Here is an 11,642-nt window from a genome sequence, read left to right as displayed (position 1 = left end):
TCTTAGAGAAATGACGTGTGAGGAGTAGCGATGACCGTCGTGGAGATAGAGGCCAACCTACAGCGCCAGCGGGTGACGCTCGACCTGCAGAGCATCGTCGAGTCCGCGGCCGAGTTCCTTGAGGACGCGCCCGCGCGCGAGATCATCCGCTGGGCCGCTGCCACCTTCGGCGACCGCCTCTGTCTCACGTCCTCGATGAGCGACGCGTTGCTGATCGACCTGGTCAGCCGGGTCAAGCCTGGTGTGGACGTGTTGTTCATCGACACCGGCTACCACTTCGCGGAGACCATCGGCACGCGTGACGCCGTGCGGCAGGTCTACGACGTCAATCTGATCGACATTCAGCCTTCGCGGACGGTGGCCGAGCAGGATCGCGACCTCGGCCCCCGGTTGTTCGGCCGCAACCCGGACCTGTGCTGCTACCTCCGCAAGGTGGAGCCGCTCAACCGGGCGCTCGAGCCGTACCTGGCCTGGATCTCGGGCATCCGCCGCGACGAGTCCCCGACGCGGACGGGCACCAAGGTCGTCGAGTGGGACGCCAAGCGGCAGATGGTCAAGGTCAACCCGATCGCCCGTTGGACGCAGGAGGAGGTCGACAACTACATCGCGGACAACGGCGTGCTGATCAATCCGCTGCACTACGACAACTACCCCTCGATCGGCTGCGCGCCCTGCACCCGGCAGGTCGCGCCCGGCGAGGACCCGCGGAGCGGCCGCTGGGCCGGCCTCGGCAAGGTCGAGTGCGGCATCCACCTCTGACCCACCCCTGGGCGTGATCATGCACAGGTTCGGAGAAACGGCCACTGACCTGCCCCTCAACCAACCGTGATCATGCACGAATTCGTGAAGACACCCGACGACCAGGCGGAACCCAACTCGTGATCATGCGCAGCCGTCCAGCCGACCGAGCACCGCTGGTCGCGGTGGCGCACGGGTCTCGCGACCCGCGCGCCGCCGTGACGGTGGAGGAGCTCCTGCATGCCGTACGGCTGCGGGAGCCCGGTCTCGAGGTCAGGACGGCGTACCTCGATCACGCCCCGCCGACCCTGGCGTCGGCTCTGTCGGGCCTGGACGAGGCCGTCGTCCTCCCCCTGCTTCTCACCGCGGCCTACCACAGCCGCGTGGACATCCCCGCGGCGCTCCGTGAGGTGTCCGCACGTCACCCGATGCTCCAGGTCGCGTACGGGGACACCCTCGGACCCCATCCGCTCCTCGTCGGCGCGCTCGAGCGCCGGCTCGCCGAGGCCGGGGTGACGCCGGGCGACCCCGGCACCGCCGTGGTCCTCGTGTCCGCCGGTTCCAGCGACCGCCGGGCCAACCTCGTGATCGCCCGGATGGCCCGTGACTGGGCGCGGGCGCGGCCCTGGTGGTCGGTCACCGCGGCCTTCGCCTCAGCGGCCGCCCCCTCCCCGGAGCAGGAGGTGGCGCGGCTCAGGCGCGCCGGGGCGCCCCGGGTCGTCGTGGCCCCGTACCTGCTGGCTCCGGGCCACTTCGCCGACAAGGTCACGCGGGACACCAGGCAGGCCGGTGCCGACGTGGTGGCCGGCGTCCTCGGGCCCGCCCCCGAAATCGTGAGCGTCGTGCTCGAAAGGTACGGCCAGGCCGTACGGCGCCCGGTGGCCGTCGCGACGGCCTGAAAGGTCTGGACGGCCCGAACCGGTCTAGTAGGGCGAGGAGGGCGGGGGGTCGCCGCGGCGGCTGTCACGCCAGGCGTCGCGCTCCTCGCGGCGGGCCTGTCTGCGGGCCTCCCGGCCGTCGCGCATCATCTCCCGCCGGATCTCCTGCTCGCCTCGCATGGCATCGCGGAATCCGTGGCGGAACTCCCTTTGGGCGTCCCTGTGGGCCTGCATCATCTCGCGATGAGCCTGGCGGCCCATCTCGATCGACTGGCGTATGTCCTGGTGGATCTGCTGGCGCACGTCCTTGCGGCGGTCCCACCACCACTCACTCCAGGCGAACCATCCGCGCTTGATCGGAGTGGCCAGCGAGTCGCCGATGATCTTTACGTCGCCCATGAGGACGAAGGCCTTGACCTTGACGACGGGCGCGTTCTGGCCCGCCGGCGCCTCCACGACCTGGACCTTCTTGTCGCCCATGATGGTCACGCCGGAGAGCTGGACGTCGACGCCGTCCGGAACGATGATCTTCAGGTCTCCCATGATGCAGGTGGCCGAGATCTCCACCTCGGGCGTGCGCACCTCGGCCTCACGGAGGTCGATCGTCACGTCGCCCATCACGCTGACGGCGCCGATCTCCTGGTCGATGCGCCAGGTGCCGTTGCGCTTGGCGTCACCCATGACCGCGACGACCCAGGTCCGGACCTTGCCCATGGGCTTGACGGGCCGGGGACCGGGGGCCGGGGCGCCGCCGGGCAGATCAGCGGTGATCTGGGCGAGCTCCGCGTGCGTCCGGGCCAGGTAGGCCGCCTCTGTCCGCTCGGTCAGTTCGGCGAGGGTCAGCCGGCCCTCGACCGAGGCCTCACGCAGTCTTTCGACCACTTGCTCCCGTTCCGCGTCGGAAGCACGCATCTCACCCGGATCGCTCACGCCGTCCACGCTATCCCGAGAGACGCGATCGACCTATCCTCCCTGGGAAGGAATCCGCTTCTCCTGGGGGACGAACTTCGGGCACGCTCCATCGCCGGCGACGCCGTACGCCCTCCGCGTGTGATTGTGGAGTTATCCCCTTAGACCCCCGCATTTCATCATCAACTTGGAATGTTGAGATGGATGACGAGGACCCGGACAGGAGGCCCAAGTGACCCACGACGTGATCAACCAGGCACCGCCGCTGATCGGGCACGACGTGTCGAACGACCGCGCGCTGCTCGACGGGCTGGACCGGGAGGGCGCGGACTGGGCTACCGGGGAGCTCCGACAGCTCGGCCTGCTGGCCGGTTCCGCGAAGGCCCAGGAGTGGGGCCGGCTGGCCAACGAGAACCCCCCGATCCTGCGGACGCACGACCGGTACGGCCACCGCGTCGACGAGGTGGAGTTCCACCCCGCGTGGCACGAGCTGATGGCCGTCGCGGTCGAGAACGGCATGCACGCCTCCCCGTGGACCTCCGCCCGGCCCGGCGCCCACGTGGCCAGGGCGGCGAAGTTCTTCACCTGGTCACAGGTCGAGGCGGGGCACGGCTGCCCGATCTCCATGACGTACGCCGCGGTGGCGGCGCTCAGGCACTCCCCCGACCTCAGGTCCGAGTGGGAGCCCCTGCTCGCCTCCCGGAGTTACGACTTCGGGCTACGGCCCGCACACGACAAACGCGGCGTGCTGGCCGGCATGGCCATGACCGAGAAGCAGGGCGGCTCCGACGTCCGCGCCAACACCACCAGGGCCGAGCGGCTCGCCGACGGCACGTTCGCCCTGACCGGCCACAAGTGGTTCAACTCCGCGCCCATGTGCGACGTCTTCCTCGTCCTGGCCCAGGCCCCCGGCGGGCTGTCGTGCTTCCTGCTGCCCCGTGTGCTCCCGGACGGCTCCCGCAACGCGATGCGGCTCATGCGGCTGAAGGACAAGCTGGGCAACAGGTCGAACGCCTCGGCCGAGGTGGAGTACGACGGCGCGATCGCCTACCTCGTCGGAGAGGAGGGACGGGGCGTCCGCACGATCATCGAGATGGTCAACATGACGCGGCTCGACTGCGTGATCGGTTCGGCTGCCGGCATGCGGTACGGCCTGGCCCAGGCGATCCATCACACCACTCACCGCAAGGCCTTCGGCAAGGCCCTCATCGACCAACCGCTGATGCGGAACGTGCTCGCCGACCTGGCCCTGGAGTCCGAGGCGGCCACCACGCTGATGATGCGCCTGGCCGGCGCCACCGACCGCGCGGTGCGGGGCGACTCCGCCGAAGGGCTCTTCCGCCGTACGGCACTCGCCGCGTCGAAGTACTGGATCTGCAAGCGGGCTCCCGTCCACGCCGCCGAGGCGCTCGAGTGCCTGGGCGGCAACGGGTACGTCGAGGAGTCGCAGATGCCGCGGCTGTTCCGCGACTCGCCGCTCAACGGCATCTGGGAGGGCTCGGGCAACGTCGCGGCGCTCGATCTCATCCGGGCCCTCACCCGGGAACCGGAGGGGCTGGAGGCGTTCTTCGCCGAGGTGGCGCTGGCCGGCGACCGCCGGGTGACCGAGGCCGCCGAACGGACCCGCAAGACGCTCGCGTCGGCCGGGGAGGGCGACGCCAGGCGCCTCGCCGAGGAGCTCACGCTGCTGCTTCAGGCGTCCCTGCTCGTACGGCACGCTCCCGCGGCGGTGTCGGACGCGTTCTGCGCCTCCCGCCTCGGCGGGGAGTGGGGGCGGGCCTTCGGGACGCTGCCTGCCGGCCTCGACCTGGGGGCGATCGTCGAACGGGCCTCCTGAGCGCGCCTCCGCCCCGCGTGATCATGCACAGGTTCGGTGATCAGAGAGCAGGTTGTGCATGATCACGGCCAGGAGGCGGCGGGGTGGGGGGCTTGGGCGAACCTGAGCATGATCACCACCTGGGGAGGCTCTAAGCTCGCTCCTGGATGTGACTTAACCGATGAAGGGACAATCGCCATGGCGACCACTCGTACCGCGACCACGCAGTGGAAGGGCGCTCTCCTCGACGGCTCGGGCGTCGTCTCGCTGGACACCTCCGGCGTCGGCAGCTTCGACGTCACCTGGGCTTCGCGTTCTGAGACGGCCAACGGCAAGACCAGCCCCGAAGAGCTGATCGCCGCCGCCCACTCCTCCTGCTTCTCGATGGCCCTGTCCCACGGTCTGGCCGGCGCGGGCACCCCGCCGCAGTCCCTGGAGACCAAGGCCGACGTCACCTTCCAGCCCGGTGAGGGCATCACCGGCATCGTGCTGTCGGTCCGCGGCCAGGTCCCCGGCCTGTCCGCCGAGGACTTCCAGCAGGCCGCCGAGACGGCCAAGGCCAACTGCCCGGTGAGCAAGGCCCTCGCCGGCACGACCATCACGCTGAACGCCGAGCTCGTCGGCTGAACCACCCCGCCAGCCGTGCTGAGCCCCCTCCGGACGCGCTCCGGAGGGGGCTCTCGCGTATGCATGTAATGTCCCTCCGGCCGACGCCACGGCGCCGCTCAGCCGGCGACATTCCCGAACGACGTTCCATCGGCGGTTTCCAGGAAAGCTTTCCGGTGATGATCTACCGAGGACGTTCCCGGCGATGGGCCTGGCGAGGGTTTCCTGACGGGGTTGCCGACCGCGTCTTACCTCTCCAGGTGCGCGATCGACCGCGGGAGTGGAGAATGAGGTTACATGCGTGAAGTTTGGCCTGGAGAGCCGTACCCGCTCGGGGCCACCTGGGATGGAGTGGGCACCAGTTTCTCGGTGTTCTCCGAGGTGGCCGAGCGGGTCGAGCTGTGCCTGTTCGACGACGACGGCGCGGAGACCCGCGTCGACCTCCCCGAGGTCGACGGGTTCGTGTGGCACGGCTACCTGCCGGGGATCATGCCCGGTCAGAGGTACGGCTTCCGCGTGCACGGGCCGTACCGGCCGGGGCACGGCCATCGCAACAACCCCGCCAAGCTCCTGCTCGACCCGTACGGCAAGGCCGTCGAAGGCTCGGTCCGATGGAACGAGTCCCTGTTCTCCTACCACTTCACCGATCCCGCCAGGCTCAACGTCGACGACTCGGCCCCCCACATGCCGAAGAACGTGGTCGTCAACCCGTTCTTCGAGTGGGGGAACGACCGACCGCCCCGCACCCCGTACCACGAGACGGTCATCTACGAGGCCCACGTGCGCGGCCTGACCATCCGGCATCCGAAGGTGCCCGAGGAGCAGCGCGGGACCTACGCCGGCCTCGCCCATCCCTCCGTGATCGAGCACCTGCAGTCGATCGGGGTCACCGCCGTCGAGTTGATGCCGGTCCACCAGTTCGTGCCCGAGCACGCGATGGTGGCCCGCGGCCTCACGAACTACTGGGGCTACAACACGATCGCCTACCTCGCCCCGCACAACGCCTACTCGAGCGCCGGGCAGCGCGGCGAGCAGGTCCAGGAGTTCAAGGCGATGGTCCGCGCGCTGCACGAGGCGGGCATCGAGGTCATCCTCGACGTCGTCTACAACCACACCGCCGAGGGCGACCACATGGGCCCGACGCTCGGCTTCCGCGGGATCGACAACGTCGCCTACTACCGGCTGCGCGACGAGGACCGCCGCTACTACCTCGACTACACCGGCTGCGGCAACTCGCTGAACGTGCGCTCGCCCCACGCGCTGCAGCTCATCATGGACTCGCTGCGCTACTGGGTGCTCGAGATGCACGTGGACGGCTTCCGCTTCGACCTCGCCGCCGCGCTCGCCCGCGAGTTGCACGACGTCGACCGACTGAGCGCGTTCTTCGACCTCATCCAGCAGGACCCGGTGATCTCGCAGGTCAAGCTGATCGCCGAGCCGTGGGACGTCGGTCCCGGCGGCTACCAGGTGGGAAATTTCCCGCCCTTATGGACCGAGTGGAACGGCAAGTACCGGGATTCCGTCCGGGACTTCTGGCGCGGCGGCGCCCGCACCATGCCCGAGTTCGCCTCGCGGCTGACCGGGTCGAGCGACCTGTACGCCACCAGCGGCCGCCGCCCGGTGGCCTCGATCAACTTCGTGACCTGCCACGACGGTTTCACCCTGACCGACCTGGTCTCCTACAACCGCAAGCACAACGACGCCAACGGCGAGGCCAACCGCGACGGCACCGACGACAACCGCTCGTGGAACTGCGGCGCCGAGGGTCCCGTCGAGGACCCCGGAATCGTTCGGCTGCGCGGGCGGCAGCGGCGCAACTTCCTGGCCACGCTGTTCGTCTCCCAGGGCGTCCCGATGATGCTGGCGGGCGACGAGTTCGGCCGGACCCAGGGCGGCAACAACAACGCCTACTGCCAGGACAACGAGACGTCCTGGATCGACTGGTCGCTGGTCAAGCAGGAGGAGGACCTGCTGGAGTTCGTCCGCGCGCTGGCGGTGCTGCGGCGGGAGCATCCGGTGTTCCGCCGGCGCAGGTTCTTCCGCGGCCGGGTGCAGGACGGCACGCGCGACATCGTGTGGCTGACGCCTTCGGGCAAGGAGATGGCCGACGCCGACTGGAACGCGGGCTACGCCAAGTCGCTCGCGGTGTTCCTGAACGGAGAGGCGATCAGCGAGCCGGGTCAGCGCGGGGAGCGGATCAGGGACGACTCGTTCCTGATGCTGATCAACGCTCATCACGACGAGCTCATGTTCAACCTCCCCGACGCCGAGTTCGGTCAGGCGTGGCACCTCGTTCTCGACACCGCGGACGAGAGCGTCCGGGAGGAGACGGAGGAGAACTGCCCGGCGGGCGCCAAGGTGCCCGTCACGGCCCGATCGCTCCAGCTGCTGCGGCGCGTCGGCGAAGGCTGACGAGCGGCATTGGGCGCGCGGGAGCGAGCGCGGCACTGGCGACATCCCGGGCTCCCGGGCGTCGACCTGCTCGACGCCCGCTACGTGAGCAAGACCTTCTCCCGGCACACGCACGAGTCGTTCGTCATCGCCGCGATCACCTCGGGCGTCGAGGAGTTCCACCACCGCGACTCCCTCGAGCGCGCGGGGCCGGGCCACCTCGCGCTGGTCAACCCCGACACGGTGCACACGGGCCAGGCGGGCGTGCCGGAGGGCTGGACGTACAACGTGATCTATCCGTCGGCGGCCGTCGTGGGCGAGATCGCCGCGGAGACGACCTCGATCCGCGGAAATCCGGGCTTCTCCGTCGCCGTGGCCCACGACCCGCACGCCGTCCGCCTGATCACCCAGGTGCTCCGGGCCGCGGACGGCGAGAACGCGCTGGCCGCCGACACGATGCTCCGCCTGGTCGTGGCCCGGTTGCTCCGCTCCAGCGGGACGGCGCTCCCCTCCCGTTCTCTCCGCGCCGTGGCACCGCGCGACGTGGCGCGGGCCCGGGAGCTCCTCGAGTCCCGGATGGCCGCGCCTCCGTCCTTGCGGGAACTCGCCGCCGAGCTCGGCACCGGCCCGTTCGCGTTGTTGCGGGCCTTCCGCGGCGCGTACGGCATGCCGCCCCACGTCTGGCTCACCGACGCGAGGGTGCGGCGGGCCCGGCGCCTCCTCGACGCCGGCGTCGCGCCGGCGGACGCCGCCGTGGCCGTGGGTTTCACCGACCAGCCGCACCTGAACCGGCACTTCACCCGCATCATCGGTGTGCCGCCGGGCGCCTACCGCCGAGAGCGCAAGAACGTACAAGACACCCGAAAGGCCGCGGACCTAGCCTCGGCCGGGTGACCGCATCCCCCACCACGACCGCCCTTCACGCCAAGCCGCGAGCCGCGGTCGTCCGCGACGCCCTCGGCGTCGGGATCGCGGTCGGCCTGTCGGGCTTCGCCTTCGGCGTCACCTCGGCGGGAGCCGGCATGAGCACGGCGCAGACCTGCGTCCTGTCACTGCTGGTCTTCACCGGCGCGTCCCAGTTCGCCCTGGTCACGGCCATCGGTGCGGGCGCCGCCCCGTTCGCCGCCGCCATGGGCGCCCTCTTCCTCGGGGCGCGCAACGCCTTCTACGGGTTGCGGCTGTCGCACCTACTCGACCTGTCCCCGAAGGTCCGCCCCCTGGCCGCGCAATGGGTGATCGACGAGACCTCGGCCGTGGCCCTCGCCCAGCCGGACCGTGCCGCCGCGCGCCTCGGCTTCACCATCACCGGTGTGAGCCTCTACCTGGGCTGGAACATCACGACCCTGCTCGGCGCCCTGGGCGCGGCGGCGCTCGGAGATCCGTCGGCCTGGGGCATCGACGCGGCCGGTCCCGCGGCCTTCCTGGCCCTCCTGGTGTCGATGGCGCGCGGCACGGGCTCGAGCGGATCGTGGCGACGGGTCCGTGAGCGGCCCGAACCGGTGACCGCCGCCGTCGCCGCCGCGCTCGCGCTGGCCTGCCTGCCTGTCGTGCCCGCCGGAGTTCCCGTGCTGGTGGCCGCGCTCGCGGCGCCGGCCGTCCTCATCGTGACCCGCCGCCGAGGAGACCACTCATGATCTGGGCCGCCATCGCCGTCGTCGCCGTGGGCTGCTACGCCGTGAAGCTGCTCGGCCTGTCCGTCCCGGCCTCCGTCCTGGAACGGCCCCTGATCCGCAGGCTGGCGACGCTCGTGCCGATCGCGACGCTCGCCGCGCTCATCGCCCTGCAGACGTTCGGAGAGGGGCGCTCGCTGGTCGTGGACGCCCGAGCGGCGGGTCTCGCCGGCGCGGGGGTGGCCCTGCTCCTGCGGGCGCCGTTCCTCGTGGTGGTGACGGCCGCCGTTGTCGTCACCGCCGCCGTCCGGGCCCTCACCGGCTGAGGGCTACCGGGCCAGGATCTCGCCGAGGTCGTACCGGACCGGCCTGTCCAGCTGCTCGTAGGTGCAGGAGGACGGATCGCGGTCCGGGCGCCAGCGGCGGAACTGGGCCGTGTGCCGGAACCGGTCACCCTCCATGTGGTCGTAGGCCACCTCGATCACCAGCTCGGGCCGGAGCGGGATGAACGACAGGTCCTTCTTCGCGTTCCACCGCGAGACCGCCCCCGGCAGGCGCTGCCCGTCGGAGCCGCCCTGCGCGAACTCGGCCCACGCGCCCCAGGGATGTTCGCTGAGATCGTCCAGCCGGTACGGCCCGAGCTCCGCCACGAGCTCCTCCCGTCGCTTCATGGGGAACGACGCCGACACGCCCACATGGTGCAGGCGCCCGTCCGGCGAGTACAGCCCCAGCAGCAGAGAGCCGACGATCGGACCGGACTTGTGCTCCCGGTAGCCCGCGACGACGCAGTCGGCCGTGCGCTCGTGCTTCACCTTGAACATGACCCGCTTGTCCGGCGCGTACGGCAGGTCTCCCGGCTTGACCACGATGCCGTCGAGCCCCGCGCCCTCGAACATGTCGAACCACTCGGCGGCCACCTTGTCGTCCTGCGTGGCGGGCGTGAGCCGGACGGAGTCGCCCGCCGTGGCGAGGATCTCCTCCAGCCGTGCCCTGCGCACCGAGAACGGCTCTTCCATCAGGTTCTCGGACCCGAGGGCGAGCAGGTCGAAGGCCACGAAGGACGCGGGCACCTGCTCCGACAACAGCTTCACCCGCGAGGCCGCCGGGTGGATGCGCTGCTGGAGGGTGTCGAAGTCGAGCGACTCGCCGCTGACGATCACGATCTCGCCGTCCACGACGCAGCGCGGCGGCAGCTCCTTCTTCACCGCCTCCACCAGCTCGGGGAAGTAGCGCGTGAACGGCCGCTCGTTGCGGCTGCCGAGATAGACCTCGTCGCCGTCGCGGAAGACGATGCAGCGGAAGCCGTCCCACTTCGGCTCGTAGTAGAGCGAGCCGTCCTGGGGCGGCATGCCCTTGACCGCCTTCGCGAGCATCGGCGAGACCGGCGGTTCAACCGGCAGTGCCATCCTGGACCTCCCTGACGTATCGGCAGAAGAGGAAGCCGTCCTCTTCCAGGACCTGGGCGAGCACGAGGGGAGTCTGCGACGCCACGCCGTTGAGGATCCGGGCGGCGTCCCCGCCGAGGAGCACGGGGCTGAACGACAGGCACAGCTCGTCGACCAGTCCGGCGGCGGCGAGCTGGGCGTTCAGGCGTGGACCGCCCTCGCACAGAATCTTGCCGAGCCCCCTGCCGCGCAGCTCGCGGACGGCGAGCGGCAGGTCGACCCGCTCGTCTCCGGCGACGACGACGTCGGCCTTCTCCGCCGCCTCCTCGCGGCGGTCCCGCGGCGCCGCCTCCGTCGTGATGACGATGGGCCGCGCGTACGGCTCGGCCTCGGTGAACAGCGGACTCCCGAGGTCGAGGTCGAGCCGCCCGGTGACGACGGCGATCGGCGGGGCGGGCGGGCGGCCCTCCCTGATGGCCGACCACGATTCACGGGGCCTGGCCGGGCCGTACCCCTCGGTGCGGACGGTGGCCGCTCCGGCGAGCACCACGTCGGCGAGACCGCGCAGGACGCCGAAGATCCTCCGGTCGCCCTGGCCGGACAGCCCGGCGGACAGACCCTTCGCCCAGGCCGCGCCGTCGGCGCTGGTCACCATGTTGAGCCTCAGCCACTCGTCACGGGGACAGGCGTAGGAGGCGACCAGATCGGGATCGTCCTCGACGTCGGGATGGATACGGCGCACGGTCTCTACAGTGGCACACGCGGCCGACAGACCGTCACACCGGAGACGAGCCGATAACGGTTCGATGTCACAGCGTGTGAGATCGCGGCGAATTGACGAAAGACCTCACAGGCAAGTTCGGAAACCTGTCGGAGGGCCCGTGCAACTCGCCGCACTCACCGTATGGCTGGTGTCGACCCTGGCCGGGCTGTACCTCATGATCCGGTGGCTGGCGGACGGCGGTCTGCGTCCTCAGGGCACCAAGGTCACCCGCTATCCCCGCACTCTGATCGTCGGCCACCCGGCCCTCGCCGTCGCGGGGCTCGCCCTGTGGGTGGCCTTCCTCGTCACCCACGACGAGACCTACGCCTGGGCCGCCCTGGTCGTGATCACAGCGGTCGCGCTGCTCGGATTCACGATGCTGACGCGCTGGCTGGGCGGCGGGCGTCACGCGCGGGACGCCGGGAGACGCCGCCCGATGGCCGCCATCCTCCTCCACGGGGTCACGGGCCTGTCCACCTTCGTGCTCGTCATGCTCATCACGACGACGATCCGCTGGTAACGCCGATACCGACGGCGATCTGGCGC

General features: G+C 70.5%; 12 protein-coding genes. 9 read left to right on the top strand and 3 right to left on the bottom strand.

Annotation, left to right across the window (positions count from 1 at the left end; translation table 11 throughout):
* Positions 1-30: 30 nt before the first annotated feature.
* The gene (locus tag Pph01_RS16820; RefSeq protein WP_204074016.1) at positions 31-759 is read left to right on the top strand and encodes a phosphoadenylyl-sulfate reductase; all 729 of its coding nucleotides are present in this window, start codon (positions 31-33) and stop codon (positions 757-759) included.
* 125 nt (positions 760-884) lie between these two features.
* Positions 885-1,637 (top strand): sirohydrochlorin chelatase, encoded by a 753-nt coding sequence (locus tag Pph01_RS16815; protein ID WP_204074015.1) that lies wholly within the window; start codon positions 885-887, stop codon positions 1,635-1,637.
* A 24-nt stretch (positions 1,638-1,661) separates the two neighbouring features.
* On the opposite strand, the gene Pph01_RS16810 is transcribed toward Pph01_RS16815, so the two are convergent.
* The gene (locus Pph01_RS16810) at positions 1,662-2,546 is read right to left on the bottom strand and encodes a DUF1707 SHOCT-like domain-containing protein (protein ID WP_204074014.1); all 885 of its coding nucleotides are present in this window, start codon (positions 2,544-2,546) and stop codon (positions 1,662-1,664) included.
* A 211-nt stretch (positions 2,547-2,757) separates the two neighbouring features.
* Here Pph01_RS16810 and Pph01_RS16805 point away from each other — a divergent pair, with 211 nt between their 5' ends.
* From Pph01_RS16805 to Pph01_RS16780, 6 genes are all read left to right on the top strand, one after another.
* On the top strand, positions 2,758-4,362 hold the full coding sequence (locus Pph01_RS16805) for an isovaleryl-CoA dehydrogenase (protein WP_204074013.1): 1,605 nt from the start codon (positions 2,758-2,760) through the stop codon (positions 4,360-4,362).
* 177 nt (positions 4,363-4,539) lie between these two features.
* On the top strand, positions 4,540-4,968 hold the full coding sequence (locus Pph01_RS16800) for an OsmC family protein (protein WP_204074012.1): 429 nt from the start codon (positions 4,540-4,542) through the stop codon (positions 4,966-4,968).
* 276 nt (positions 4,969-5,244) lie between these two features.
* On the top strand, positions 5,245-7,359 hold the full coding sequence (gene glgX, locus Pph01_RS16795; RefSeq protein ID WP_204074011.1) for a glycogen debranching protein GlgX: 2,115 nt from the start codon (positions 5,245-5,247) through the stop codon (positions 7,357-7,359).
* Positions 7,360-7,368: 9 nt separating this feature from the next.
* The gene (locus Pph01_RS16790; protein WP_204074010.1) at positions 7,369-8,232 is read left to right on the top strand and encodes an AraC family transcriptional regulator; all 864 of its coding nucleotides are present in this window, start codon (positions 7,369-7,371) and stop codon (positions 8,230-8,232) included.
* Positions 8,229-8,972 carry an AzlC family ABC transporter permease gene (locus Pph01_RS16785; RefSeq protein ID WP_239116756.1) on the top strand — a complete coding sequence of 248 codons (744 nt, stop codon included), beginning with the start codon at positions 8,229-8,231 and terminating at the stop codon, positions 8,970-8,972. Before Pph01_RS16790 ends, Pph01_RS16785 begins: the two co-directional genes overlap by 4 nt.
* Positions 8,969-9,274: an AzlD domain-containing protein gene (locus Pph01_RS16780; RefSeq protein WP_204074009.1), complete on the top strand. Its 306-nt coding sequence runs from the start codon at positions 8,969-8,971 to the stop codon at positions 9,272-9,274. Before Pph01_RS16785 ends, Pph01_RS16780 begins: the two co-directional genes overlap by 4 nt.
* A 3-nt stretch (positions 9,275-9,277) precedes the next feature.
* Here the strand turns inward: Pph01_RS16780 and Pph01_RS16775 are convergent, their stop codons facing one another.
* Together Pph01_RS16775 and Pph01_RS16770 are read right to left on the bottom strand one after the other, a co-directional pair.
* The gene (locus tag Pph01_RS16775; RefSeq protein ID WP_204074008.1) at positions 9,278-10,354 is read right to left on the bottom strand and encodes an ATP-dependent DNA ligase; all 1,077 of its coding nucleotides are present in this window, start codon (positions 10,352-10,354) and stop codon (positions 9,278-9,280) included.
* Positions 10,338-11,075: a pyrimidine reductase family protein gene (locus Pph01_RS16770; RefSeq protein WP_239116755.1), complete on the bottom strand. Its 738-nt coding sequence runs from the start codon at positions 11,073-11,075 to the stop codon at positions 10,338-10,340. The genes Pph01_RS16775 and Pph01_RS16770 overlap by 17 nt, the downstream gene beginning before the upstream one ends.
* A 139-nt stretch (positions 11,076-11,214) precedes the next feature.
* On the opposite strand from Pph01_RS16770, the gene Pph01_RS16765 reads away from it, so the two are divergent.
* The gene (locus Pph01_RS16765; RefSeq protein ID WP_204074007.1) at positions 11,215-11,616 is read left to right on the top strand and encodes a hypothetical protein; all 402 of its coding nucleotides are present in this window, start codon (positions 11,215-11,217) and stop codon (positions 11,614-11,616) included.
* Positions 11,617-11,642: the final 26 nt, after the last annotated feature.

Source organism: Planotetraspora phitsanulokensis, assembly GCF_016863295.1.
Lineage (GTDB): Bacteria > Actinomycetota > Actinomycetes > Streptosporangiales > Streptosporangiaceae > Planotetraspora > Planotetraspora phitsanulokensis.
This window is presented reverse-complemented; position numbering and strand designations above follow the sequence as displayed.

Bases quoted from the DNA above. Each gene is read 5' to 3' on its own strand.
- Pph01_RS16820 (WP_204074016.1), top strand. From the start codon at position 31: ATGACCGTCGTGGAGATAGAGGCCAACCTACAGCGCCAGCGGGTGACG.
- Pph01_RS16815 (WP_204074015.1), top strand. From the start codon at position 885: ATGCGCAGCCGTCCAGCCGACCGAGCACCGCTGGTCGCGGTGGCGCAC.
- Pph01_RS16800 (WP_204074012.1), top strand. From the start codon at position 4,540: ATGGCGACCACTCGTACCGCGACCACGCAGTGGAAGGGCGCTCTCCTC.
- glgX (WP_204074011.1), top strand. From the start codon at position 5,245: ATGCGTGAAGTTTGGCCTGGAGAGCCGTACCCGCTCGGGGCCACCTGG.
- Pph01_RS16780 (WP_204074009.1), top strand. From the start codon at position 8,969: ATGATCTGGGCCGCCATCGCCGTCGTCGCCGTGGGCTGCTACGCCGTG.
- Pph01_RS16775 (WP_204074008.1), bottom strand. From the start codon at position 10,354: ATGGCACTGCCGGTTGAACCGCCGGTCTCGCCGATGCTCGCGAAGGCG.